The 25,711-nt window shown below is 61.4% G+C and carries 24 protein-coding genes; 16 read left to right on the top strand and 8 right to left on the bottom strand.

Annotation, left to right across the window (positions count from 1 at the left end; translation table 11 throughout):
* Window positions 1-2: 2 nt before the first annotated feature.
* From ftsX to ftsY, 3 genes are read right to left on the bottom strand one after another with little or no spacing between them, the layout of a single operon-like run.
* Window positions 3-1,028, bottom strand: coding sequence for a permease-like cell division protein FtsX (ftsX, locus tag JN524_RS08525; RefSeq protein ID WP_007964135.1), 1,026 nt, complete (start codon window positions 1,026-1,028; stop codon window positions 3-5).
* A complete protein-coding gene (ftsE, locus tag JN524_RS08530; protein WP_009051326.1) occupies window positions 1,025-1,696 on the bottom strand; it encodes a cell division ATP-binding protein FtsE in 672 nt (223 codons plus the stop codon). Before ftsE ends, ftsX begins: the two co-directional genes overlap by 4 nt.
* Entirely contained in the window at window positions 1,693-3,237 is a 1,545-nt protein-coding gene (ftsY, locus tag JN524_RS08535; protein WP_202369078.1) for a signal recognition particle-docking protein FtsY, read from the bottom strand. The genes ftsE and ftsY overlap by 4 nt, the downstream gene beginning before the upstream one ends.
* Before the next feature lie 344 nt (window positions 3,238-3,581).
* Between ftsY and JN524_RS08540 the strand changes: the two genes are divergently transcribed.
* The 5 genes from JN524_RS08540 to JN524_RS08560 all read left to right on the top strand — a co-directional run bounded on the left by JN524_RS08540 (window position 3,582) and on the right by JN524_RS08560 (window position 8,961).
* Window positions 3,582-4,937 (top strand): M16 family metallopeptidase, encoded by a 1,356-nt coding sequence (locus tag JN524_RS08540; protein ID WP_202369079.1) that lies wholly within the window; start codon window positions 3,582-3,584, stop codon window positions 4,935-4,937.
* Complete coding sequence (locus JN524_RS08545; protein ID WP_202369080.1) at window positions 4,930-6,417, top strand: M16 family metallopeptidase; 1,488 nt, start codon at window positions 4,930-4,932, stop codon at window positions 6,415-6,417. The genes JN524_RS08540 and JN524_RS08545 overlap by 8 nt, the downstream gene beginning before the upstream one ends.
* Window positions 6,417-7,022: a 16S rRNA (guanine(966)-N(2))-methyltransferase RsmD gene (gene rsmD / locus JN524_RS08550; protein ID WP_202369081.1), complete on the top strand. Its 606-nt coding sequence runs from the start codon at window positions 6,417-6,419 to the stop codon at window positions 7,020-7,022. Before JN524_RS08545 ends, rsmD begins: the two co-directional genes overlap by 1 nt.
* Window positions 7,023-7,135: 113 nt before the next feature.
* The gene (locus JN524_RS08555) at window positions 7,136-8,134 is read left to right on the top strand and encodes a hydrolase (RefSeq protein WP_202369082.1); all 999 of its coding nucleotides are present in this window, start codon (window positions 7,136-7,138) and stop codon (window positions 8,132-8,134) included.
* Window positions 8,131-8,961 carry an AraC family transcriptional regulator gene (locus JN524_RS08560; protein WP_108591874.1) on the top strand — a complete coding sequence of 277 codons (831 nt, stop codon included), beginning with the start codon at window positions 8,131-8,133 and terminating at the stop codon, window positions 8,959-8,961. The genes JN524_RS08555 and JN524_RS08560 overlap by 4 nt, the downstream gene beginning before the upstream one ends.
* Before the next feature lie 77 nt (window positions 8,962-9,038).
* Here the strand turns inward: JN524_RS08560 and JN524_RS08565 are convergent, their stop codons facing one another.
* Window positions 9,039-9,893, bottom strand: a complete 855-nt coding sequence (locus JN524_RS08565; RefSeq protein WP_202369083.1) for a sulfurtransferase — start codon at window positions 9,891-9,893, stop codon at window positions 9,039-9,041.
* A gap of 31 nt (window positions 9,894-9,924) precedes the next feature.
* Window positions 9,925-10,596, bottom strand: a complete 672-nt coding sequence (locus tag JN524_RS08570; protein WP_007964152.1) for a TetR/AcrR family transcriptional regulator — start codon at window positions 10,594-10,596, stop codon at window positions 9,925-9,927.
* Between the two features lie 145 nt (window positions 10,597-10,741).
* On the opposite strand from JN524_RS08570, the gene JN524_RS08575 reads away from it, so the two are divergent.
* The 5 genes from JN524_RS08575 (at window position 10,742) to JN524_RS08595 (ending at window position 15,410) form a co-directional block, all read left to right on the top strand.
* Window positions 10,742-12,172, top strand: a complete 1,431-nt coding sequence (locus tag JN524_RS08575; RefSeq protein ID WP_202369084.1) for a coniferyl aldehyde dehydrogenase — start codon at window positions 10,742-10,744, stop codon at window positions 12,170-12,172.
* A 28-nt stretch (window positions 12,173-12,200) separates the two neighbouring features.
* Window positions 12,201-12,746: a twin-arginine translocation pathway signal protein gene (locus JN524_RS08580; protein WP_202369085.1), complete on the top strand. Its 546-nt coding sequence runs from the start codon at window positions 12,201-12,203 to the stop codon at window positions 12,744-12,746.
* A gap of 119 nt (window positions 12,747-12,865) precedes the next feature.
* Window positions 12,866-14,461, top strand: a complete 1,596-nt coding sequence (locus JN524_RS08585) for a GMC family oxidoreductase (protein ID WP_202369086.1) — start codon at window positions 12,866-12,868, stop codon at window positions 14,459-14,461.
* Window positions 14,462-14,576: 115 nt separating this feature from the next.
* Window positions 14,577-15,056 (top strand): pantetheine-phosphate adenylyltransferase, encoded by a 480-nt coding sequence (gene coaD / locus JN524_RS08590; protein ID WP_003229157.1) that lies wholly within the window; start codon window positions 14,577-14,579, stop codon window positions 15,054-15,056.
* A 102-nt stretch (window positions 15,057-15,158) separates the two neighbouring features.
* Window positions 15,159-15,410 carry a YfhL family 4Fe-4S dicluster ferredoxin gene (locus tag JN524_RS08595; protein ID WP_003195146.1) on the top strand — a complete coding sequence of 84 codons (252 nt, stop codon included), beginning with the start codon at window positions 15,159-15,161 and terminating at the stop codon, window positions 15,408-15,410.
* Window positions 15,411-15,542: 132 nt separating this feature from the next.
* On the opposite strand, the gene JN524_RS08600 is transcribed toward JN524_RS08595, so the two are convergent.
* From JN524_RS08600 to JN524_RS08610, 3 genes are all read right to left on the bottom strand, one after another.
* The gene (locus tag JN524_RS08600; RefSeq protein ID WP_202369087.1) at window positions 15,543-15,866 is read right to left on the bottom strand and encodes a multidrug transporter; all 324 of its coding nucleotides are present in this window, start codon (window positions 15,864-15,866) and stop codon (window positions 15,543-15,545) included.
* 69 nt (window positions 15,867-15,935) lie between these two features.
* Complete coding sequence (gene mutM / locus JN524_RS08605) at window positions 15,936-16,748, bottom strand: bifunctional DNA-formamidopyrimidine glycosylase/DNA-(apurinic or apyrimidinic site) lyase (RefSeq protein ID WP_003229159.1); 813 nt, start codon at window positions 16,746-16,748, stop codon at window positions 15,936-15,938.
* Window positions 16,749-16,760: 12 nt separating this feature from the next.
* Window positions 16,761-17,573: an HDOD domain-containing protein gene (locus JN524_RS08610; RefSeq protein ID WP_202369344.1), complete on the bottom strand. Its 813-nt coding sequence runs from the start codon at window positions 17,571-17,573 to the stop codon at window positions 16,761-16,763.
* A gap of 228 nt (window positions 17,574-17,801) precedes the next feature.
* On the opposite strand from JN524_RS08610, the gene JN524_RS08615 reads away from it, so the two are divergent.
* The 6 genes from JN524_RS08615 (at window position 17,802) to ilvD (ending at window position 25,600) form a co-directional block, all read left to right on the top strand.
* Window positions 17,802-18,341 carry a type 1 glutamine amidotransferase domain-containing protein gene (locus tag JN524_RS08615; RefSeq protein ID WP_202369088.1) on the top strand — a complete coding sequence of 180 codons (540 nt, stop codon included), beginning with the start codon at window positions 17,802-17,804 and terminating at the stop codon, window positions 18,339-18,341.
* A 251-nt stretch (window positions 18,342-18,592) separates the two neighbouring features.
* Window positions 18,593-19,789, top strand: a complete 1,197-nt coding sequence (locus tag JN524_RS08620) for a class I SAM-dependent rRNA methyltransferase (protein ID WP_047596614.1) — start codon at window positions 18,593-18,595, stop codon at window positions 19,787-19,789.
* Between the two features lie 439 nt (window positions 19,790-20,228).
* Window positions 20,229-21,302 (top strand): SagB family peptide dehydrogenase, encoded by a 1,074-nt coding sequence (locus tag JN524_RS08625; protein WP_202369089.1) that lies wholly within the window; start codon window positions 20,229-20,231, stop codon window positions 21,300-21,302.
* Window positions 21,299-22,276 carry a diiron oxygenase gene (locus JN524_RS08630; RefSeq protein WP_202369090.1) on the top strand — a complete coding sequence of 326 codons (978 nt, stop codon included), beginning with the start codon at window positions 21,299-21,301 and terminating at the stop codon, window positions 22,274-22,276. Before JN524_RS08625 ends, JN524_RS08630 begins: the two co-directional genes overlap by 4 nt.
* Window positions 22,269-23,501, top strand: a complete 1,233-nt coding sequence (locus JN524_RS08635) for a multidrug effflux MFS transporter (RefSeq protein WP_202369091.1) — start codon at window positions 22,269-22,271, stop codon at window positions 23,499-23,501. Before JN524_RS08630 ends, JN524_RS08635 begins: the two co-directional genes overlap by 8 nt.
* 257 nt (window positions 23,502-23,758) lie before the next feature.
* Window positions 23,759-25,600, top strand: coding sequence for a dihydroxy-acid dehydratase (gene ilvD / locus JN524_RS08640; RefSeq protein ID WP_202369092.1), 1,842 nt, complete (start codon window positions 23,759-23,761; stop codon window positions 25,598-25,600).
* Window positions 25,601-25,711: the final 111 nt, after the last annotated feature.

Genomic DNA, 25,711 nt, shown 5'->3' on the forward strand with positions numbered 1-25,711 from the left:
TTCTACTTCGGCGCCAGCTCCCTGAGATGACGTGCGACTGCAATCCATGCACCGATATAACCCAACAGCACCGCGCCAAGCAAGAGCGACAGACCGTCGGCAACTGGCACTCCGGCCAGCGCAAAATCACTGCCGTACAAGCCGGCCAGTCCAACCACCGCGTCGTTCAGCCAATTCAGGCCAAACGCCAGCACACCCCAGGACAAAACACCCGCACCGAAGCCATACAACGCGCCCATATAAAGAAAGGGGCGACGCACATAACTGTCAGTGCCGCCGACGAGTTTAATCACTTCTATCTCTGTGCGGCGGTTTTCAATATGAAGACGAATGGTATTGCCTATCACCAAAAGTAATGCAGAAACCAGCAGCACCGTCAGACCGAAGACAAAGCGGTCACCGAGCTTGAGGATGGCGGCCAGACGCTCGACCCAGACTAGATCAAGTTGCGCCTGTTGTACCTTGGGCAGCTCGGAAAGTTTTTGTCTTAATGCTTCCAGAGTCGGCTTGTCGACCTCGTTCGGGGTCACCAGCACCACGCCCGGCAGCGGGTTCTCCGGCAGCTCGCGCAGGGCTTCGCCCAGACCGGACTGCTGCTGAAACTCTTCCAGCGCCTGATCACGACCGACATATTCGGCATCAGCGACGCCGGGCATGCCTTTGATCTGCTCGCGCAACGATTCACCCTGCGCGGGCGTGGCATCCAGCTGCAGGTACAGCGAAATCTGCGCCGCACGCTGCCACGAACCGCCGAGACGCTCGACGTTGTTGATCAGCAGTGACAAGCCCATCGGCAGGCTCAGCGCCACAGCCATCACCATGCAGGTGAAGAAGCTGCCGATCGGCTGCTTGCCGAGGCGCCGCAGGCTGTCGAGCAGGCTGGCACGGTGACTTTCGATCCACGAACGCAACAGCGTGGAAAAGTCCGGGCCGTCGTCATCGTCGTGTTTTTTCTTCTTTGGCGGTTGCGGGTCGGCGGCTTTCGGGGCCACGCGCTCGGAAACCTTCGGACTGCGTGTCGCACTCATACGCTGGCCTCCCCGTCGCCGATCAATCGGCCGCGTTGCAGGGTCAGCATGCGGTGCCGCATACGCGCAATCAGCGCCAGGTCGTGACTGGCGATCAGCACGCTGGTGCCCAGCCGGTTGATGTCTTCGAACACGCCCATGATCTCGGCCGCCAGACGCGGGTCGAGGTTACCGGTCGGTTCGTCCGCCAGCAGCAGGGCTGGACGGTGGACGATGGCGCGGGCGATGCCGACGCGCTGTTGCTGACCGGTGGAGAGATCGCCCGGGTACAGATCGGTTTTATCCGACAGCGCCACGCGCTCCAGCGCCGAATCGACGCGCTTGGCGATCTCGGCCTTGGACAAGCCGAGAATCTGCAGCGGCAGCGCGACGTTGTTGAACACCGTGCGATCGAACAGCAACTGGTGATTCTGGAACACCACGCCGATCTGCCGACGCAGGAACGGGATCTGTGCGTTGCTGATGGTACTCAGATCCTGCCCGGCCAGCAGCAGTTTGCCGCTGGTCGGACGCTCCATCGCCAGCAACAGGCGCAACAGCGTGGACTTACCGGCACCGGAGTGACCGGTGACAAACAGAAACTCGCCACGACGCACTCGAAAGCTCAGCTCATGCAAGCCGACGTGACCGTTCGGGTAGCGTTTACCGACCTGTTCGAAACGAATCATGAACGCTCCCGTTCGGCAAACAGTGCCTGGACAAAGGGTTCGGCTTCAAAGGTACGCAGATCGTCGATGCCTTCACCGACGCCGATGTAGCGGATCGGCAGGCCAAACTGCTTGGCCAGGGCGAAAATCACCCCGCCCTTGGCGGTACCGTCGAGCTTGGTCAGCGCCAGGCCGGTCAGTTCGACGGTCTGGTTGAATTGCTTGGCCTGGTTGATCGCGTTCTGACCGGTGCCGGCATCAAGTACCAGCAGCACTTCGTGCGGTGCGTCGGCGTCGAGCTTGCCGATCACCCGGCGAACTTTCTTCAGCTCTTCCATCAGGTTGTCTTTGGTGTGCAGACGACCGGCGGTGTCGGCGATCAGCACGTCAATGCCACGGGCCTTTGCGGCCTGCACGGCGTCGAAGATCACCGACGCGGAGTCGGCACCGGTGTGCTGGGCAATCACCGGGATCTTGTTGCGCTCGCCCCAGACCTGCAGTTGCTCAACGGCAGCGGCGCGGAAGGTGTCACCGGCGGCGAGCATGACTTTCTTGCCTTCCAGTTGCAGCTTCTTCGCCAGCTTGCCGATGGTGGTGGTCTTGCCGGCGCCGTTGACGCCGACCACCAGAATCACGAACGGTTTGTTCTGCGAAGTGATTTTCAGCGGTTGCTCGACCGGTTTGAGCATTGCCGCCAGCTCGGCCTGCAACGACTTGTACAGAGCGTCGGCGTCAGCCAACTCTTTGCGTGCAACCTTCTGAGTCAGGCGCTGGATGATCTGCGTGGTGGCTTCGACACCGACGTCGGCGGTCAGCAGACGGGTTTCCAGCTCATCGAGCAAATCGTCATCAATGGTTTTACGGCCGAGAAACAGGCTGGCCATGCCCTCGCCGATGCTGGCGCTGGTTTTCGACAGGCCTTGCTTGAGGCGGGCGAAGAAGCCGACTTTGGTTTCTTCGCTGCGCGGGACTTCGACTGGCGTTTCAGCAACCACGTCTACCGGCACCACCGGAGCAGCGACGACCGGTGCAGGTGCAGGTGCAGGTGCAGGTGCAGGTGCAGGTGCAGGTGCAGGCTCGGGCTGCTGAACGACCGGCGCAACAGGGGCGACGACCACCGGGGTCACTGGCTCGGGAACAACCGGCGCAGGCTCGACAACCGGCTCAACCACTGGCGCCGGAGCGACTTCAGGGACGAACGCGGCAGGCGCCGGAATCGGCGGTGTCACATGCGGCGCGGCCTCTTCGACCAAGGCCACCGGCTCTTCCGCCACCGGCAAGGTCAGCCACGGCTCGGCCGCCGGAGTCAGTGGCAGCTCGGCCGCCACCGGGGTTTCAGGTTCTGGCTCGGGCTCGACCGGTTGCAGCACCGGCTCGGCAATCGGCAGCACGATCGGCGCCGGCTCTTCTTCTATAGCAGACGCTGGCGTCGGAGCCGGTTCAGGAATCGCGGGCGGCTGTTCGACGACGGGTTCCTGCGGTTTCTTACGCAGCCATCCGAACAGGCTTTTCTTCTCGCCAGCCGCAGCTGGGGTCTTCTTGTCGTCGTTGGAACCAAACATGGAGGACGGCTATCTCACGGTAGCGACGCGCCATAAGGGCGCCCCGGCAAATAAATATTCGATGCAGAACAGACTGTGTTTCATCCAGCTTGTTCACGCGCAACATTTTGTCGAGGCGCCAGCGGCACCCCAAAGATTCGTATTAACGAAGGACTAAATCGGCAAAATCGGCGAAAAAGCGAAGTCTAGTCGATAAACCGCAGCTTTCTGCCGCCAACCTATACAACCGCATCAGGCCTGAAAACCTGATAGGCGTGGTCGCCGGTAAAACGGATCAGTATCCTAGCACCCTCTCGCCCGCCGACGCTAAGACCAAGCGGGCAGCCCAACAGGTTAAAAAACGAATGAATGCTCTAGCCCGCCGCGCTGCAGGCCTGCTGCTCAGCACAGTCTGCCTGCCCCTTTCGGCCTTGGCGGCCGACCCGCAACCGACCCACGAATTCACCCTCGACAACGGCCTGAAGGTCGTCGTGCGCGAAGACCATCGCGCGCCGGTGGTGGTGTCGCAGGTCTGGTACAAGGTCGGTTCCAGCTACGAAACCCCGGGCCAGACCGGTCTGTCCCACGCGCTTGAGCACATGATGTTCAAGGGCAGCGAGAAAGTCGGCCCCGGCGAAGCCTCGTTGATCCTGCGCGACCTGGGCGCCGAAGAAAACGCCTTCACCAGCGACGATTTCACCGCGTATTACCAGGTGCTGGCCCGCGACCGTCTGGGCGTAGCGTTCGAACTGGAAGCCGACCGCATGGCCAATCTGCGCCTGCCGGCTGACGAGTTCGCCAAGGAAATCGAAGTCATCAAGGAAGAGCGTCGCCTGCGCACTGACGATAAGCCGATGTCCAAGGCTTACGAGCGTTACAAGGCGATGGCTTACCCGGCCAGCGGCTACCACACACCGACCATCGGCTGGATGGCCGACCTCGATCGGATGAAGGTCGAAGAGCTGCGCCACTGGTATCAGTCCTGGTATGTGCCAAACAACGCCACGCTGGTAGTGGTCGGCGACGTCACCCCCGATGAAGTGAAGACCCTCGCCCAACGCTACTTCGGACCGATTGCCAAGCGCGACGTGCCACCGGCGAAGAAACCGCTGGAACTGGCCGAGCCGGGTGAGCGCCAGATCACCCTGCATGTGCAGACTCAACTGCCCAGCCTGATGCTCGGTTTCAACGTGCCCAGCATCGCCACCGCTGAAGACAAGCGCTCGGTCAACGCCCTGCGCCTGATCTCGGCGTTGCTCGACGGTGGCTACAGCGGGCGCATCCCGACGCAACTGGAGCGCGGCGAAGAGCTGGTCTCCGGCGGTTCGTCGAGCTACGACGCCTACACCCGTGGCGACAGCCTTTTCACCCTGTCGGCGACGCCGAACACGCAGAAGAAAAAGACCATGGCGCAAGCTGAAGCCGGTCTGTGGAAACTGCTGGAACAGCTGAAAACCACCGCACCGTCCGTCGAAGAACTCGAGCGCGTGCGGGCACAAGTGATTGCCGGTCTGGTGTTCGAACGTGATTCGATCACCAGCCAGGCCACCGCCATCGGCCAACTGGAAACGGTCGGGCTGTCGTGGAAGTTGATGGACACCGAACTCGCCGACCTGGAAAGCGTGACCCCGCAAGACATCCAGAACGCCGCCAAGCTGTATTTCACCCGCGAACGTCTCAGCGTCGCCCACGTCCTGCCACTGGAGACGACTCATGAGTGAGCGCAAATCCCCACGCCTGTTGCTCGGCCTGATCGCCATTGCAGTGATCGGCTCCGCCGCGTTCTATCTGATGCCCGGTGTCAAAACCGGCGCCAGTGAAGCTCTGGACAACGCCAAGACCAGCCAGAAGCTGCAATCGCTGGCCGAACTCGATGGCAAGTCCCCGGCCAGCCGCAAGCTCGACGTGCAGACCTGGAACACCGCCGAAGGCGCCAAGGTGCTGTTCGTGGAAGCCCATGAGCTGCCGATGTTCGATATGCGCCTGATCTTCGCCGCCGGCAGCAGTCAGGACGGCAATGCACCGGGTCTGGCAGTCCTGACCAACGCCATGCTCAACGAAGGCGTGGCCGGCAAAGACGTCGGCGCCATCGCCCAAGGCTTCGAAGGCCTCGGTGCAGATTTCGGCAACGGTGCCTACAAGGACATGGCGCTGGCTTCGCTGCGCAGTCTGAGTGCCGCCGACAAGCGCGAGCCGGCGTTGAAGCTGTTCTCCGAAGTGGTGGGCAAACCGACCTTTCCGGCCGACTCCTTTGCGCGCATCAAGAACCAGATGCTCGCCGGTTTCGAATACCAGGAACAGAACCCCGGCAAACTCGCCAGCCTCGAGCTGATGAAGCGTTTGTACGGCGACCACCCGTATGCGCATTCCAGCGACGGCAACCCGCAGAGCGTGCCGAAGATCACTCTGGCGCAACTGCGTGAATTCCACGCCAAGGCCTACGCGGCCGGCAACGTGGTGATCGCGCTGGTCGGTGACTTGTCTCGCGCCGAAGCCGAGGCGATTGCCAATCAGGTCTCCGGCGCGCTGCCTAAAGGCCCGGCGCTGGCGAAGATCGCTCAGCCGCAGGAACCGAAAGCCAGCGTCAATCACATCGAGTTCCCGTCGAAGCAGACCAACCTGTTGCTCGCGCAACTGGGCATCGACCGTGACGATCCGGATTACGCGGCGCTGTCGATGGGTAACCAGATCCTCGGTGGCGGCGGTTTCGGCACCCGCCTGATGAGCGAAGTGCGCGAGAAGCGCGGCCTGACCTATGGCGTGTACTCGGGTTTCAGCCCGATGCAGGCTCGCGGCCCGTTCATGATCAACCTGCAGACTCGCGCGGAAATGAGCGAAGGCACGCTGAAACTGGTGCAGGACGTGCTCGCCGATTACCTGAAGACCGGCCCGACCCAGAAAGAACTCGACGACGCCAAACGCGAACTGGCCGGCAGCTTCCCGCTGTCCACCGCGAGCAACGCCGATATCGTCGGCCAGCTGGGCGCCATGGGCTTCTATAATCTGCCGTTGAGCTATCTGGATGACTTCATGCGTCAGTCCCAGAGCTTGACTGTCGAGCAGGTCAAAGACGCAATGAACAAACACCTGAGCACGGACAAACTGGTCATCGTCAGCGCTGGCCCGACCGTGCCGCAAAAGCCGTTACCGGCCCCATCTGATAAACCTGCCGAGCAACCGCTCGGGGTTCCGGAGCATTAATGGCTACTCGTCCTAAAAAACCTGCGCAGAACGTCCACAACGGTGTGAATCAGCTGCGCATCATCGGCGGCGAATGGCGCAGCCGCAAACTGAGCTTCCCCGATGCGCCGGGCCTGCGCCCGACACCGGACCGCGTGCGTGAGACCCTGTTCAACTGGCTCGCACCGTATGTGGCCGGGGCCAAGGTGCTGGACCCGTTCGCCGGCAGCGGCGCGCTGTTTCTTGAAGCACTGTCGCGTGGCGCGGCCATGGGTCAGGCGCTAGATGCCAGCCACGTTGCTGTTTCGAGCCTGAAAGAACACCTCGGTACCCTGCGCTGCACCAATGGTCAGGTGCAGACCGCCGATGCGCTGCGCTATCTGGAAACCCAGGTCGCCACGCCGTTTGATCTGGTGTTCCTCGATCCGCCGTTCAACCAGAACCTGCTTCCGGCCGTCTGCACCCTGCTGGAAGAGCGCCAATGGCTGGCGCGGGATTCGTGGATCTACACTGAAAGCGAGACCGCGCCTTCGACGCTGGGTCTGCCGGGCAACTGGCGCCTGCACCGCGAGCAGAAATCCGGGCGGGTGTACTACGCGTTGTGGCAACGTATGGCCGTTAACTGAACGTATTGAACAACCCTGTGGCGAGGGAGCTTGCTCCCGCTGGACTGCGCAGCAGTCCCCAAAAAGGGCCGCTTCGCGCCCCAGCGGGAGCAAGCTCCCTCGCCACAAAAGGTGTGTGCCCTCTGGAAACTGAACGCTTCACCCCCGCCTTCGGCCTCGGCAATCCGCACCTGCAAACCTTGTGGGGGCCGCTGTGGCGCAAAACCGTCCACCTGGATCGCGAGCGTGAACGCCTGTGGCTGGACGACGGGGATTTCCTCGATCTCGACTGGCATGGCCCGCACAGCGCCGACGCGCCGCTAGTGCTGGTATTGCACGGGTTGACCGGTTCTTCCAATTCGCCTTACGTTGCCGGGATTCAGGCAGCACTCGCCGCGCAAGGCTGGGCCAGTGTCGCGCTGAACTGGCGCGGCTGCTCCGGCGAACCCAACCTGCTGCCCCGCAGCTACCACTCCGGCGCCAGCGAAGACCTCGCCGAAGCCATCAGACACCTGCGCGCCAAGCGGCCACTGGCGCCGCTATATGCGGTCGGCTATTCCCTCGGCGGCAATGTGTTGCTCAAGCATCTGGGCGAGACCGGCAGCGACAGCGGCGTGCTCGGGGCAGTGGCGGTGTCGGTGCCGTTTCGTCTTGATCAGTGTGCAGACCGCATTGGCCAAGGCTTCTCCAAGGTCTATCAGGCGCACTTCATGCGCGAGATGGTCGCCTACATCAAGAACAAGCAACGCCAGTTCCAGCATGACGGACGCGAGGATGGCCTGGCGGCTCTGGCGGCGCTCGGTTCGCTGGAGAACATGCGCACCTTCTGGGACTTCGATGGCCGGATCACTGCGCCGTTGCATGGTTTTACCGATGCCGAGGATTACTATCGCCGGGCATCGAGTCGCTACTTTCTCGGTGAAATCCGCACCCCGACCCTGATCATTCAAGCCGCCGACGATCCGTTCGTGTTCCCCCACAGCCTGCCGACGGCCGAGGAGTTGTCCGCCACCACGCTGTTCGAGCTGCAGGCCAAGGGTGGGCATGTCGGGTTTGTCGATGGCACGTTGCGCCAGCCCGGTTACTACCTGGAACGGCGCATCCCGCAATGGTTGGCCCGTGTGACGTCATGAGCGACCAGGGCGAGTCGATCCGTTTCTGGCAGACCGCGCCACTGGCCGGGGTCGAGTTGCTGTCGGCGCGCTACATCGAGCATCGCTTCGCCCCGCACGTCCACGACGGCTATGTGATCGGCATGATCATGGCCGGTGCCCAGCGTTATCGCTATCGCGGCGCCGAACACCTGGCTGGCAGCGGCACGCTGGTGCTGATCAACCCGGACGAATTGCACACCGGGCACAAGGGCACCGAGGACGGCTGGCTGTACCGGGCGTTTTATCCCGATACCGGACAGATCGTTTCACTGCTCGAAGAACTGGAACTGCCCACCGCACCGATGCCGGCGTTTGGCGCGACGCTGTACCGCGACCCGGATCTGGTCAACGGTTTCTGTCAGCTGCATCGCTTGCTGGAAAGCCCCGCCACCGCGCTGCAACAGCAGACGATGTGGCGCGAAATGATGATGCTGCTGTTGCAGCGCCATGCGGCGGTGCAGATCAACGGCAAACCGGGCAAGGAGCATCGTGCGGTGGTAATGGCCAAGGAACTGCTGCATGCGCAACTCGCGGCGCCGCCATCGCTGGAAGAACTGGCGGCCGCGGTGAACCTGTCGCCCTTCCACTTCGCCCGGGTATTCCGCCGCGCCACCGGCATGCCGCCGCACACCTGGCTGATGCAGCAACGCATCGCCACCGCCCGGGGTTTACTGCAGAGTGGTTGTCTGCCGGTAGAAGTCGCCATGCAGTTGGGTTTTGCCGACCAGAGTCATCTGAGCCGGCAGTTCAAGCAGGTTTACGGGGTTGGGCCGGCGGCGTATCGCAGTGCCCGCGTGGAGCGCTAAAAGATCGCAGCCTTCGGCAGCGCCTACAAGGTACACCGGCCCCTGTAGGAGCTGCCGCAGGCTGCGATCTTTTGCTTTTATTCGCCCGTGGCTATGCCCCGAGAAGGCTCGTTGATCCACTCACTCCACGACCCGGCATACAGCGAACCCAGCGGATACCCCGCCAGGCACAACGCAAACAGGTTGTGACATGCCGTCACCCCGGAGCCGCAGTAAGCGACCAGTTCCGAAGGCGAACGATCACCGAGTTTCGCGGCAAAGCGCTGCTTGAGCTGCTCCGCCGGGAGGAAGCGTCCGTCGCTGCCGAGGTTTTCGGTAAACGCCGCACATTGCGCGCCGGGAATGTGCCCGCCGATCGGATCGATCGGCTCCACCTCACCCTTGAAGCGCGGCAAGGCCCGGGCGTCGAGCAACGTCAGCGATGGCTGATCAAGGCGCTTGTGCAATTGCTCGGCGCTCAGCAGCAGGCCCATGTCCGGTTTGCCGCTGAAGCTGCCCCGGCTGGCCGATGGCGCATCCAGGCTCAGCGGCAGACCCGCCGCGTGCCAGGCCTTCAGCCCGCCGTCGAGAATGAACACGCCATCGCGCTTGCCCAGCCACGCCAGCAGCCACCAGGCCCGAGCCGCATAGGCACCGGGGCCGTCGTCGTACAAAACCACATCGCTGTCGGCATTGATGCCCCAGGCTTGCAGACGTTCGATCAATGCTGCCGGCTCGGGCAACGGGTGACGCCCGGTCACACCTTTGATCACCTTGCCACTGAGATCGCGCTCAAGGTCGGCGAAGCTGGCACCGGCGATGTGCCCTTCGGCATAGCTGCGCTGCCCGTAGTCCGGGTCTTCGAGGGCAAAACGACAATCGAGAATCACCAGCCCCGCCTGCTCCTTGCGGGCATCCAGTGCATTCGGGCTGAGCAGTTGCGCAATCGGCATAACGGACTCCTGTGAGCGACTTCGAAATGGGTTACCGCCCTTCCTCGAGGGCCTGGGCCAGCGGCACGTAGAACTCGTCGAACAAGGCATTCACCTCTTCGCGGGCCTGATCGGTGACGAATCCGGCCTCCAGCACCAGCACCTGATACACGCCACGCTTGATGGCCTGTTCGCTGAGGTGGTTGGAGTTTTCCCGGGTGGTGCACAGAAAACGCACCCACGAGGTGAGGATGATCCAGGCATTGATCGTCAGGGATTCGATCTGCACCCGATCCATCTTGAGGATGCCGGCGGCGACGAAACCCTCGTAGATCGCCATGCCCTGGATCACGCAGCGCTGGGAAAAACGTCGGTAGCGCGCGGCCAGATCAGGGTCGCTGTCGAGCAGGTGTTCGAGATCGCGATGCAGAAAGCGGTAGCCCCACATCGCCGACAGCAGCTCCTTGAGGTAATAGCGCTTGTCTTCGACGGTGGCGGCACGCCCCTGCGGCGGGCGCAGAAAGCTGTCCACCAGGCTTTCGTACTCACTGAACAGCACGGCGATGATCGCCTGCTTGTTGGGGAAGTGGTAGTACAGATTGCCCGGAGAAATCTCCATGTGGGCGGCAATGTGATTGGTGCTGATGCTGCGCTCGCCCTGCTGATTGAACAGTTCGAGGCTGTTCTGCACGATGCGCTCGCTGGTTTTTATTCGTGGGGCCATGGCTTGAGCTTTAATTCAGAGTGCGGTGAGGAGCATCTTACGACCTAACCGGAATGGGATAAAACAAAGCTGTGTCGGGAAGTCATTTGACTTTCTAGAGCATAGACTCTAGAAAGTCATCACTACAATAAATCCGGAGCCGACGATGACTGCCGACATTGCTTATCTGCAAACGCTGCAACAGCCCCTGGAAGAGCTGGATCGGCTGTTCGCGGCACAGCGCGCCGCCTATGCCGCCAACCCGATGCCACCGGCAGATCAGCGCCAGCAGTGGCTCAAGGCGTTGCGCGAATTGCTCAGCCAGGAGCGGCAGGCGCTGGTCAATGCCATCAGCGCAGATTTCAGTCATCGCAGCGCCGATGAAACCCTGCTCGCCGAACTGATGCCCAGCCTGCACGGCATCCATTACGCCAGCCGCCACCTCAAGGGCTGGATGAAGTCGTCGCGACGCAAAGTCGGCATGGCCTTTCAGCCGGCGTCGGCGAAAGTCGTGTACCAGCCGCTTGGCGTGGTCGGCATCATCGTCCCGTGGAACTACCCGTTGTATCTGGCCATCGGCCCACTGGTCGGCGCGCTGGCGGCGGGCAACCGGGTGATGCTCAAGCTCAGCGAATCGACCCCGGCCACCGGCCAGTTGCTCAAGACCCTGCTAGGGCGGATTTTCCCCGAAGATCTGGTCTGCGTGGTGCTGGGCGAGGCCGACATCGGCGTGGCGTTCTCCCGGCTGCGTTTTGATCACCTGCTGTTCACCGGCGCCACCAGCATCGGCAAACATGTGATGCGCGCTGCGGCGGAAAACCTGACTCCGGTGACTCTCGAACTGGGCGGCAAGTCCCCGGCCATCGTCTCTCGCGACGTGCCGCTCAAGGACGCCGCCGAACGCATCGCCTTCGGCAAGACCCTGAACGCCGGCCAGACCTGCGTCGCCCCCGATTACGTGCTGGTGCCGCAAGACCGCGTCGGCGCGTTCGTCGAAGCCTATCGTCAGGTGGTCAACAATTTCTATCCGACCCTCGCCGACAACCCGGACTACACCGCGATCATCAACGAACGCCAACTGGCCCGACTCAACGGTTATGTCAGCGACGCCACGAGCAAGGGCGCGCTGCTGATCCCGCTATTCGAACAGGGCCAGGGCCGGCGCATGCCGCACAGCCTGCTGCTCAATGTCACTGACGAGATGACCGTGATGCAGGACGAAATCTTCGGCCCGCTGCTGCCGATCGTGCCGTATCAGGATCTGGATCAGGCGTTTGCCTACATCAATCAGCGCCCGCGTCCTCTGGCGCTTTACTACTTTGGCTACGACAAGCGCGAGCAGAACCGCGTGCTGCACGAAACCCACTCCGGCGGCGTGTGCCTGAACGACACCCTGCTGCACGTGGCGCAGGACGACATGCCGTTCGGCGGCATCGGCCCGTCGGGCATGGGTCATTACCACGGCCACGAAGGCTTCCTGACCTTCAGCAAGGCCAAGGGCGTGTTGATCAAACAGCGTTTCAACGCGGCGAAGCTGATCTACCCGCCGTACGGCAAATCGATTCAAAAACTGATCCATAAGCTGTTCATCCGTTAATCGTCGTCACCGCCGGGTAATAACAACAATGCACCCAAGCCTGACCGAAACACCTGCCCTGTCGCGCCGTGGCCTGCTGAAATTCAGCCTCGGTGCCACGGCCTTTCTCGCCACCGCCGGCCTCGGCGCCAGCCTCAGTGGCTGCTCATCGAGTGTCGCGGCCAACGGCTTCGTCACTTTGCGCGACGGCGACCTGCTGTTTCTGCGCGCACTGATTCCGGTAATGCTCGAAGGCGCCGTGGCCGCCGAAAAAATGCCTGGCGCCGTCGATGGCACCCTCAAATCGCTGGACTACAGCCTCGATCACCTGTCGCCGGAAATGCTCAAACTCACCCGGCAATTGTTCGATGTGCTCGGCATGGCGGTCACCCGTGGCCCGCTCACGGGCATTTGGGGCAGTTGGGAAAACGCCAGCCCCGAGGCGCTGCGCCACTTCCTCGAGCGCTGGCAGAACAGTTCATTGAGCCTGCTGCGCATGGGCCACAGCTCATTGCAGCAGATGGTGATGATGGCCTGGTACACCCGCACCGAGTCCTGGGGCCATTGCGGCTACCCCGGCCCGCCCACGGTTTGAAACCGAGTCGCGCCCTTCGCTAGCAGGCTCGTTCCCACAGGGGTTTGCGGCGCAATTGTGGGAGCGAGCCTGCTCGCGAAGGGGCCCGCAAGAACAACAAGAACAAGAGAACCTGATCAATGCCCGTACCCGACCCGTTCCGCGAAGGCCTCGCCCGTGGCTGGAAAACCTACAACGGCGCACAGCTGACCGCCGACCTGACGCTGCAAGCCGACGTGGCGATCATCGGCAGCGGCGCCGGCGGCGGCACCACGGCAGAAATCCTCAGCGCCGCCGGTTACAAAGTGCTGCTGATCGAAGAAGGCCCGCTCAAGACCAGTTCCGACTTCAAGATGCTCGAAGACCAGGCCTACAGCAGCCTCTATCAGGAAGGCATCGGCCGCATGAGCAAGGACGGCGCGATCACCATCCTCCAGGGCCGTGCGGTGGGCGGCACCACGCTGATCAACTGGACCTCGAGTTTCCGCACGCCCGAGCCGACCCTCGAGCACTGGGCCAAGGAACACAACGTCAAAGGCCACAGCCCGGCCGAGATGGCGCCGTGGTTCGAAAAAATGGAGCAGCGCCTCGGCGTCGCGCCGTGGATGGTCCCGCCCAACGCCAACAACGACGTGATCCGCAAGGGCTGCGAGCAACTCGGCTACAGCTGGCACGTGATCCCGCGCAACGTGCGTGGCTGCTGGAACCTTGGCTATTGCGGCATGGGCTGCCCGACCAACGCCAAGCAGTCGATGATGGTCACGACCATCCCGGCGATGCTGGAAAAGGGTGGCGAGCTGCTGTACCTGGCCCGTGCGGAAAAGCTGTTGATCAGCGGCGACAAGATCACCGGCCTGCAATGCGTGGCGATGGACGAGCGCTGCGTCGCGCCGACCGGCCACACCATCACGATCAAGGCCCGGCATTACGTGCTGGCCGGCGGCGGCATCAACAGCCCGGCCCTGCTGCTGCGCTCGGATGCACCGGATCCGCATCAGCGCCTCGGCAAACGCACGTTCCTGCATCTGGTGAACATGTCCGCCGGCCGCTTCGACGAGGTGATCAATCCGTTCTACGGCGCGCCGCAGTCGATCTACTCGGATCATTTCCAGTGGAAGGACGGCACCAGTGGGCCGATGGGCTACAAACTCGAAGTGCCACCGCTGCAACCGGCACTGGCCGCGACCTTGCTCGGCGGTTTCGGCCAGCAGAATGCCGAACACATGGCCGAGCTGCCGCACACCCACGCGATGCTCGCGTTGCTGCGCGACGGTTTCCACCCGGACAGCCCCGGCGGCAGTGTCGAACTGCGCGGTGATGGCTCGCCGGTGCTCGACTATCAAGTCTCGCCTTATGCCTGGGAGGGCCTGCGCCGCGCCTTTCACAGCATGGCCGAGATCCAGTTTGCCGGCGGCGCCAAAGCCGTGATGCCGATGCACGCCGATGCGCGCTACGTGAAAACCCTGGCCGAAGCCCGCACGCTGATCAACGGTCTGAGCCTTGAGCTGTATCGCACGCGCCTGGGCAGTGCCCACGTGATGGGCGGTTGTGCGATGGGCGAAGACCCGAAAAACGCAGTCACCGACAGCCTTGGCCGGCATCATCAACTGAGCAATCTGTCGATTCACGATGGCTCGCTGTTCCCCACCAGTATTGGCGCCAACCCGCAATTGTCGGTGTATGGGCTGACAGCACAATTGGCGACTGCCCTCGCCGATCGGCTGAGAAATCCGTGAAAAAACCGGTTTATCGCGTCGTCTATAGTGCTTTCTTACCCAACAGGCGACTTGGCCGACCGGGACGGCTGCGATACCATCCGACTCCCCAACGGACTCCCGCCAGGACGACGCGATGAACCGAGTGTTGTACCCAGGTACCTTCGACCCTATTACCAAAGGGCATGGCGATCTGGTCGAACGCGCCTCGCGCCTGTTCGATCACGTGATCATTGCGGTCGCCGCAAGCCCGAAGAAAAACCCGCTGTTCCCGCTGGAACAACGGGTTGAACTGGCTCGCGAGGTCACCAAACACCTGCCGAACGTGGAAGTGGTCGGCTTCTCGACGCTGCTGGCGCATTTCGCCAAGGAGCAGAACGCCAATGTGTTCCTGCGTGGCTTGCGTGCGGTGTCGGACTTCGAATACGAATTCCAGCTGGCCAACATGAACCGCCAGTTGGCCCCGGACGTCGAGAGCCTGTTTCTCACCCCGTCCGAGCGTTATTCGTTCATTTCCTCGACGCTGGTGCGGGAAATCGCCGCGCTGGGCGGCGATATCAGCAAGTTCGTGCACCCGGCCGTGGCCGATGCCCTGACCCTGCGCTTCAAGAAGTAACGACCGTTCAAACGGCGCCCGCGTGCACTGCGGGCGCCAATGCGGCACAATTGCGCGCATTGATTTATTGCGCCCGGGCCTGCCGCCCCGGCTGGAGTTAGCATGTCCCTGATCATCACCGACGATTGCATCAACTGCGACGTCTGCGAACCCGAGTGCCCGAACGCCGCCATTTCTCAAGGCGAAGAGATCTATGTGATCGACCCGAACCTGTGCACCCAGTGCGTCGGCCATTACGACGAACCGCAGTGCCAGCAGGTCTGCCCGGTGGATTGCATTCCACTGGACGAGGCGCATCCTGAGACTGAAGAACAGTTGATGGAAAAGTACCGCAAGATTACCGGCAAGGCCTGATCTGAACGTTTTGTAGCGCTCTTCCGGGCCTCTTCGCGAGCAAACCCGCTCCCACATTTGAAATGCGCTCCAATGTGGGAGCGAGCTTGCTCGCGAAAGGGCCATCAGCAGCAGCGCAAAACCCTGATCAGCTCACTCGCGCTGCTCAAACCCCTCCCCTGTACACCCCAGACACCGCACAAACGCCGCTTTCGCCGGATCCACCACCAGCGCCTGCCCCGCATCACCTACCCCGCCACCCAGCGCGGTAAACGGCAATGACACTACAAACACCCCCGCACCCAGCACCGTTGCCACCACCAATAAAGGTCGGGCAATCAGCAAATCGCCGATCATGGCGTAGGCGGGAGGGTTCTGGATGGTGTAGCGCGGATCACCGCTGCCGTGCTCCGCGGCCTGAACGGCCAGGCTGGAACACAGCAACAGTGTGACAAACAGGACTTGCAAGGACTTCATGGCACGATCCTTCGGGCTGAACAGTGAGACCACTCACTATAGACCGTAGGACTTTTTCAGATTTTTGCCTCAGGTCTGGCAGCGCGGACAGAACACACTGGCCCGTTGCCCCAGCTTCACTTCGCGCAGGCCGGTGCCGCAGACCTTGCAGTGCTCACCGCCACGGCCATAAACGAACAGCTCCTGCTGGAAGTACCCCGGTTGCCCGTCACCGCCGATGAAATCCCGCAACGTGGTGCCGCCGCGCTCGATGGCCGCAGCGAGAATCCGTTTGATCTCGATCGCCAGCTTCAGATACCGCGCCCGGGAGATGCTTTTGGCTTCGCGGCGCGGATCGATCCCGGCAGCGAACAGCGCTTCGGTCGCGTAAATGTTGCCGACGCCCACCACCACTGCGTTGTCCATGATGAACGGCTTGACCGCCATCGAACGCCCGCGCGACAGCTGGAACAGGCGCTCACCGTCGAACAGATCGGTCAATGGCTCCGGCCCGAGGCGAATCAGCAGTTCGTGATTGAGCGGATCGGTACTCCACAGCATGGCGCCGAAACGCCGTGGGTCGGTGTAGCGCAGGGCCAGCCCGGATTCCAGTTCGATATCGACGTGCTCATGCTTAAGCGCCGGCAACCCGACTTCGACCAACCGCAAGTTGCCCGACATGCCCAGATGGCTGATCAAAGTGCCGACTTCGGCATTGATCAACAAATACTTGGCCCGCCGCTCGACCAGCACGATGCGCTGCCCGGAAAGACGCACATCGAGGTCTTCGGGGATCGGCCAGCGCAGCCGGCGGTCACGTACGATCACCCGGCTGACGCGCTGGCCTTCCAGGTGCGGAGCAATGCCCCGGCGGGTGGTTTCGACTTCCGGCAATTCAGGCATGACGTTCTCGAATCAATGCGCGCCGAGGTCGCGGATCGTCTGTTTGAGGGTTTCGAAATCGTAGTCCGACAGGCCGACGTAATCGAGCACCAGCGGCCCGACAGCGTTCCATTCGAAGTCTTCGGTCTGATTGCCCAGCACCCGGTAGGACGCGCAGATGTGCTCGGCCATCTTCAGGATCGCCAGCAGGTTTTTCAGCTGGCTGTTGCGTGACGACTCGTCGCTGAAGATCGCCAAGGCGTTGTGGTGATTCGCAATCGCCGCGCTGACGTGCTCCGGCAGGCGCCACGACTTGGCGGTGTAGTAACCGACCACGGCGTGATTGGTATTGAACTCGGCGTTCTCGGTGTCCACCACCCGGCATTCGGCGCTGGCGTTGGCGTAGGCCGTTTCCAGTACCGACATGTAATTGGGGAAGCGCTGCAGCATCAGCGGCACGCCGCAGTCGTGGAACAGACCCAAGGCGTAGGCTTCATCGCCAGCCTGGGTGCCGATGCGCTTGGCCAGGGTCAGGCAGGTCATCGCCACGTCCTGGGCGGTGTCCCAGAAACGGTTGAGGGTGACGATGGTGTCATCGTTCATCTCGCCCTTGATCGACTGCGCGTTGATCAGGTTGATGATCGACCGACTGCCCAACAGATTCACCGCGCGCTGGATCGAAGTGATCTTGTTGCTCAGGCCGTAATACGGCGAGTTGACGATTTTCAACAGAGAACCGGACAGGCCGGGATCCTGGGCGATCAGCTTGGCGATCACCTCCAGGTCCGGGTCGGGCATGTACTGCTCCATTTGCAGATCCACCATGATCTGCGGCTGCGCCGGCACACTGATGCCTTGCAGGGATTGTTGAATCTGTTCGGTGGTCAGCTCTTGGGACATAAGTACACACTCTGGGACAGGCGGCGATTCTAACCTCTAAAAACCGCACGACGACACACCAGTGGGCATTTGTCAGGAACTTTCATTCCCGCTCAGGCTTCGGAATCTGTAATGCCCATGGGATGACTCAGGTCCCGTGCGGCGGCAAACGTCCACAGACTCAGGAGCTTAGCGATGGCCACCACACTTAACGGCAAACGCGTCGCCATTTTGGTAACAGACGGTTTCGAACAGGTCGAATTGACCGGCCCCAAGCAAGCACTGGAGCAAGCCGGCGCTCAGGTCGACATCCTCTCGGCCGAGGCCGGCAAGGTCAAAGGCTGGAACCACGACAAGCCGGCGGATGACTTCAAGGTCGATCAGACCTTTCAAGGCGCCAGCAGCGAGCAGTACGACGCGATCGTCCTGCCGGGTGGCGTGCAGAACTCCGACACCATCCGCATCGACCAGGACGCCCAGCACCTGGTCAAGACCGGCGCCTCCGCCGGCAAACCGATTGCGGTGATCTGTCACGGTAGCTGGCTGCTGATTTCCGCCGGGCTGGTCAACGGCAAGACCATGACCAGTTTCAAGACACTCAAAGATGACTTGGTGAATGCCGGGGCCAACTGGGTCGATAAAGAAGTGGTCAAGGACGGTCATTTGATCAGCAGCCGTCAGCCGGACGATATTCCGGCGTTCAACCGTGAGTTGATCGACGCGCTCTCTGCCTGATCTGTGGGCTTGTGAGTTTATGTGGTGAGGGGATTTATCCCCGATGGACAGCGCAGCTGTCCCAAATCGACTTACGCGGTCAATCCGAAAACTGCGTTGGGGTTTGCGGCTGCTACGCAGCCGATCGGGGATAAATCCCCTCGCCACAGATAAATTCCTTCATCACTGATTCCCCTTGCCACATGTCCACTCTCCAGCCAATCAGGCCGAGCAACACGGTATACTCCCGCTCTTTTTTCCGGAGCGACGTCATGTCCCTGCCTAGCCTGCGCCTCAAAGCCAACGCCGACCGTCGCCTGCGCAACGGCCACTTGTGGGTCTACAGCAACGAAATCGATGTGGCTGCCACGCCACTGCACGGCTTCAAGGCCGGCGATCAGGCAATCCTCGAAGCCGCTGGCGGCAAGCCGCTGGGCATCGTCGCCATGAGCCCGAACAACCTGATCTGCGCGCGCCTGCTGTCGCGTGACATCAAACTGGCACTGGACAAGTCGCTGCTGGTACACCGCCTGAACGTGGCCCTGTCGCTGCGCGAGCGCCTGTTCGACAAGCCGTTCTACCGCCTGGTCTACGGCGACTCCGACCTGCTGCCGGGTCTGGTGGTCGACCGCTTCGGCGACATCCTCGTGGTGCAGATCGCCTCGGCGACCATGGAAGCGCATAAAGATGACGTGATTGCAGCGCTGACCCAAGTGCTCAAGCCAAGCGGCATCCTGTTCAAGAACGACTCCGCCGCCCGTGACGCCGAAGGCCTCAACCGCTACGTCGAAACCGTGTTTGGCCTGGTGCCGGAATGGGTCGCCCTGGAAGAAAACGGCGTGAAGTTCGAAGCGCCGGTCATTGGTGGCCAGAAAACCGGCTGGTTCTACGACCACCGCATGAATCGCGCACGCCTCGCCCCTTACGCCAAAGGCAAACGCGTCCTCGATCTCTATAGCTACATCGGTGGCTGGGGCGTGCAGGCTGCCGCGTTCGGTGCCAGCGAAGTGTTCTGCGTCGACGCGTCGGGCTTCGCCCTCGACGGCGTCGAGCGTAACGCCGCGCTGAACGGCTTCGCCGACAAGATGACCTGCATCGAAGGCGACGTCTTCGAAGCGCTGAAGGAACTCAAGGCCAGCGAAGAACGTTTCGACGTGATCGTTGCCGACCCGCCAGCGTTCATCAAGCGCAAGAAAGACATGAAGAACGGTGAAGGCGCCTACCGTCGCCTGAACGAGCAAGCCATGCGCCTGCTGACCAAGGACGGCATTCTGGTCAGCGCTTCGTGCTCGATGCACCTGCCAGAGGACGATCTGCAAAACATCCTGCTGACCAGCGCCCGTCACCTGGACCGCAACATCCAGATGCTCGAGCGCGGCGGTCAGGGCCCGGATCACCCGGTACACCCGGCCATTGCCGAGACTCGCTACATCAAGAGCATCACCTGCCGTCTGCTGCCGAACAGCTGATCGGCCCATGAAACGGGGAGCCTGCGGGCTCCCCGTTGGCTTTACGGCGATGCAATGTCGTCGAATTCTCTTCCTTTTTCCTACAACTAACCTCCTACATGTACGCAGGACATTTCTCTGCGCGTTAAATTTCAAGAGTTAAAACTTACAAGCCCGCCTGTGCAGCACGCCCACTCCGACAAAATTAATAGAAATTTCCTACCCAAGTATCGCTTGCCAATAATTCATTACAACCTATTATTAAGTTGTCACCACGACGGTGACATTCACTCTCAATGAACAAGGAGTTCATATTTATGAAAGCAATTACTCTGGAAACCAACCAAATCGCAAACCTGGCCTTCCTGGTTGCGCCTAAAGCCCGCTAAGTGAGCCAGAACGCTGGGGAGTGCCGGCACCCCAGCGTTCTTTCGACCCTTTCCAGAGCGATCTATACAACATGCACATCAATCCTTATTTATTCATATTGCCGCGCACGCCCGGACAAATAGTCTGGAACTATAAAGATCACACCCAACACGAACTGGATCTGACTTATTCTTGTCGACTTGCACAACTTATCAATAACCCGGAACAGTTCGACAGACGCAACATAATAGACTCACAACTTCTGAACGCGGGCATATTAACCGTTGCAAAAATAGACAGTCCGCCATGGGGCTGGGATGAATTGTCGAAGATTTATCATATTGGCACCCAGAACATTCCCTGCGAACAGATACCCCAGAATATTCAAGAGTGGTCCAGGCAATACCTGAACCATTGCAGCGCCGTGCTGACCACACCGGCACCCGCGCAAGATCGTCCGATCCATCAAGACAAACCTCTGATCACCCTGCCCGCCTCTGCGGCCCTGACCGTCGCCAGCCTGGGCAATGTCCTGCGCCTGAGAAAAACCTGTCGCTCTTTCACTGGCGCAGCGATCACCCTCAATGACGTCGGTACACTGCTGTACCTCTCGCTGGGTTTTCTTCGCCATCGCGACAATGACCGCGACGAGAGCATCGCCGAAGGCCTCGGCGCCCGTCGCAGCAGCCCGTCGGGTGGAGGATTGAATGCCTGTGAAGGGTTTCTTCTGGCACGCAATATCGAGGGCCTGGAACCGGGTGTCTACGCCTATCACCCGGCAGAACACGCACTCAGCCGGGTCAATCCATTGCCCGAACCCGCGCTCGGCCATTTGCTGGCGGGCCAGCATTTCATCAATAACCTGCCGCTGGGCCTGTTTATCACCGCTCGTTTCGACAAGCTCTGGTGGAAGTATGAACACTCACGCGCCTATCGCATGGCGTTTGTCGAGGCGGGTCATCTGTCGCAAACCTTTCAACTGGTGGCCACAGCGCTGGGCCTGGGAACGTGGCTGACCGGGGCATTCACCGACCGCCAGGTCGAAGCCCTGCTCAAACTCGAAGGCAGCGCTGAACAACCGTTGTTCTTTGTCGGCTGCGGCGCCAGCGACGGTCAGGCGATGTGTCAGGAAATGCGCGACCTGTTGCAGGAGACGCGCAAATGAGCGCATCAACCGCGGATCAGCCCGAAGCGCCAGAGTCCTGGGCGCTTCGATTCACCCTCGGCGACTGGAACAACCACGCGTCGGTACGCACCAGCCGGCACGACTACCAGTTGCCGGCAGACCTGCAGTTGCAACTGCAAACCCGCTTCTGGTTTCCGCCGGCATTCCTGCCGTATCTGTCCCACCCGGCGATCGAAGCCGCAGGCAGCAAGGTCATGCATCGGCTGGCTGCCAACCACCTGGTGCACTTTCTCGACTACACCACGCTGCTGGAACACCGCATCGTCAACCGCGCCGTGGAAACCATCGTCCACGGTGAGTTGCCCGCGCACATTCCGTCAAGGATGAAAACCGCCGCGCTGCAGCTCTATACCGACGAGGGTTATCACGCATTGTTCTCCCATCATCTGGCCGAACAGATCGCCGAACTGCATGGTTTCACCGGTCGTCCACAGATGCCGCTGCGCATCACCCGCCTGACCGGTCAGATCGCCCGAACGCCGGAGAGCAAACGCCCGCTGGCATGGTTTCTGCTCGGTTTCGTCTCCGAAACCATCATTGCCCGGGAGTTGCTGGATGTGTGTCGGGAAACGCTGGTCAGCAGCGTGAACGACATGCTGCGCGACCACCTCGCTGATGAAGCGCGCCACAGCCGTTTTTTTTCCGAGGTCTTTCACTACCTCTGGTTGACCCTGAACAGCCGCCAGCGCGCCTTTGCGGCCAGAACCTTGCTGGAGACCCTGGCGACCTTCTTCGAAGTCGACGAGCAATGGCTGCACCAAAGCCTGCGCCGCGCCGGCATTGGCGAAGGTGCGATCAAGGAAATCCTCGACAGCCTGACCAACGAACAGGCCAGCCGCCAGCGTGCCCGATCCGGAGCGACGGCTACGCTTGCTGCACTCGAAAAAGCCGGATTCTTCGCGCTACCCAACAACCGCAAACTTTTCGCCAAGGCAGGACTGATCGATGCTTGAAGGAAGAACGGTGGTAACGACCCGACAACGACGCGGGGCGATCAGCCTGCTTTTGGCCATGGTGCTGCTGGGGGTGTTTCCGCTGGACGTCCTGCTGCCGTCGTTCCCGGCGCTGGCTGAACACTTCGCCAGCACTCCGACCGACATCGCCCTGTCGATCAGCCTGTTCGCGGTGGGCATCGCCTTTGCTCAACTGCTGATCGGGCCGTTGTCCGACGTCATCGGGCGCAAGGGTTTGTTGCTCGCCGGTATGGCTGTTTCGATCCTCGGCGCCATCGGCTGCGTAATGACCAGCGACTACACATTGTTCATGACTTTTCGCATCGTGCAGGCCATCGGTTGTGGCTGTTTCGTCCTGTCACAGGCGCTGGTGCAGGATCTGTTCGAGGGCGCAGAGCGTGATCGTCTACGGATCCTGATGGTGACCGCCACCGGGATTTTCATCTCGGTCTCACCGCTGGCCGGCACCTTTCTGCAAGCTACGCTGGGCTGGCGCGGCAGCTTCTGGCTGTTCATCGTTTTGGCGGCAGTGGTGTTGCTCAAAGCCTGGCTGTTTCTGGAGGGTGGGCGGCCAGCCGTCAAGGCTACACCGCTGAACTTTCTCAGCGCCTATCGACGGGTGCTGGGGGATTTCGAGTTCGTCGGCTACTGGCTGATTTCGGCTTTCGCGTTCGCCTGCCACTTCTCGTTCATCGTCATTTCGCCGTTGATCTTCATGGATCAATTGCAGCTGTCAGCCTACGACTTCTCGCTGATCCTGCTGATCTACGGCGCGGCCTATGTCGCTGGCGGCATCGTCGCCACGCTGCTGAGTCGGCGAATCTCGCCCGGACAGCAAATGGTGGTCGGGCTGAGCCTGATCCTGCTGGCGGGGCTGGTGATGCTGTTCATGGCCAGGCACCTTGCGCTCTCGGCGGCCACGGTGCTGATTCCGATGTTGATCTGCACCGCCGGCACCACCATCGCACGCCCCGCAGCCACGTCGCGGGCCATGAGCCTGTTTCCCGAGAATGCCGGCACCTCGGCTTCGGCAGGCAGTACGATCATTTTCATCTGTGGTGGCTTGATCAGCGCCTTGATCAGCCTGAGCCCAAGCAACCTGCAAGCCACCCTCGGCTACTGTTTTATCCTGCTCAGCTGCATCGCACTGGCGTTGAACAAGCGGATCAGCCACCGCGCCAGAGTCATCGAAACCAGCGCCATCACGCCCTCTGGCAGCGATTGAGCCTGCCGGTCGTCATGCAACACGCACCGTCGGCGCTGGAACAACGCTTTGCGCCATTCCCTCCAGACGCCAGCGGTGTAGAATCGGCTGATTCATCGCCATTCATCCCCCGGCGGGTTTATGAGCTCAGGCTGAGGCAAGCGGCGATCCCGCAAAGTCATCGGCAACATCCAGGACACACGGCCATTTCTGAGTGTTCCAGACGTCAATAGAAGCTCACTCCCTTTTGATACCTGATTAGCCGCCCGGAGTGCTCCATGCCAGATTACCGCTCGAAAACATCCACCCACGGCCGCAACATGGCCGGCGCCCGCGCACTGTGGCGCGCCACCGGGATGAAAGATGACGACTTCAAGAAGCCGATCATCGCCATTGCCAACTCCTTCACCCAGTTCGTGCCGGGCCACGTGCACCTCAAGGACCTCGGTCAACTGGTTGCCCGGGAAATCGAACGCGCCGGTGGCGTCGCGAAAGAATTCAACACCATCGCCGTGGATGACGGCATCGCCATGGGTCACGACGGCATGCTGTATTCGCTGCCGAGCCGCGAGATCATCGCCGACTCCGTCGAGTACATGGTCAATGCCCACTGCGCCGACGCCATCGTCTGCATCTCCAACTGCGACAAGATCACCCCGGGCATGTTGATGGCCGCTCTGCGCCTGAACATTCCGGTGATCTTCGTTTCCGGCGGTCCGATGGAAGCCGGCAAGACCAAACTCGCTTCCCACGGCCTCGACCTCGTCGACGCCATGGTGATCGCCGCCGACTCCAGCGCTTCTGACGAGAAGGTTGCCGAGTACGAGCGCAGCGCCTGTCCGACCTGCGGTTCGTGTTCCGGCATGTTCACCGCCAACTCGATGAACTGCCTGACCGAAGCCCTGGGCCTGGCATTGCCGGGCAACGGTTCGACCCTGGCGACCCACAGCGACCGGGAGCAACTGTTCCTGCAAGCCGGCCGCACCATCGTCGAGCTGTGCAAGCGCTACTACGGCGAAAACGACGAATCCGTGCTGCCGCGCAACATCGCCAACTTCAAGGCGTTCGAGAACGCGATGATGCTCGACATCGCCATGGGCGGTTCGACCAACACCATCCTGCACCTGCTGGCTGCCGCCCAGGAAGCCGAGATCGATTTCGATCTGCGCGACATCGACCGTCTCTCGCGCAGCGTGCCGCAACTGTGCAAGGTCGCGCCGAACATCCAGAAGTACCACATGGAAGACGTGCACCGCGCTGGCGGCATCTTCAGCATCCTCGGTTCCCTGGCCCGTGGCGGCCTGCTGCACACCGACCTGCCGACCGTGCACAGTCGCAGCATGGAAGAAGCCATCGCCAAATGGGACATCACCCAGACCACCGACGAAGCCGTGCATCACTTCTTCAAGGCCGGCCCGGCGGGCATCCCGACCCAGACCGCGTTCAGCCAGTCGACCCGTTGGGAAACCCTGGATGACGACCGTAAAAACGGCTGCATCCGCAGCTTCGAACACGCCTATTCGAAAGAAGGTGGCCTGGCCGTGCTGTACGGCAACATCGCTCTCGACGGTTGCGTGGTAAAAACCGCCGGCGTCGACGAGTCGATCCATGTCTTCGAAGGCAACGCGAAGATCTTTGAAAGCCAAGACAGCGCGGTGCGCGGCATCCTCGCCGACGAAGTGAAGGAAGGCGATATCGTCATCATTCGCTACGAAGGCCCGAAAGGTGGCCCGGGCATGCAGGAAATGCTCTACCCGACGTCGTACCTGAAGTCCAAAGGTCTGGGCAAAGCCTGTGCGTTGCTCACCGACGGTCGTTTCTCCGGCGGTACTTCCGGTCTGTCGATTGGCCACGCTTCGCCAGAGGCTGCGGCCGGTGGCGCGATCGGTCTGGTGCAGGACGGCGACAAAGTGCTGATCGACATCCCGAACCGCTCGATCAACCTGTTGGTCAGCGATGAAGAACTGGCTGCGCGCCGGGTCGAGCAGGACAAGAAAGGCTGGAAACCGGTCGAGCAGCGTCCACGCAAAGTGACCACCGCCCTGAAGGCCTACGCCCTGCTGGCGACCAGCGCGGACAAGGGCGCCGTGCGTAACAAGGCGATGCTCGACGGGCTGTAAGTTTTAGCCGTCGAATAAAAATGCCCCGCCAAGTGCGGGGCATTTTTTTGCCTGATGATTGCAAACCCGATCCCCTGTAGGAGCTGCCGCAGGCTGCGATCTTTTGAGCTT

The sequence above is a fragment of the Pseudomonas sp. MWU318 genome (assembly GCF_016756945.1).
GTDB classification, from domain to species: domain Bacteria; phylum Pseudomonadota; class Gammaproteobacteria; order Pseudomonadales; family Pseudomonadaceae; genus Aquipseudomonas; species Aquipseudomonas putida_A.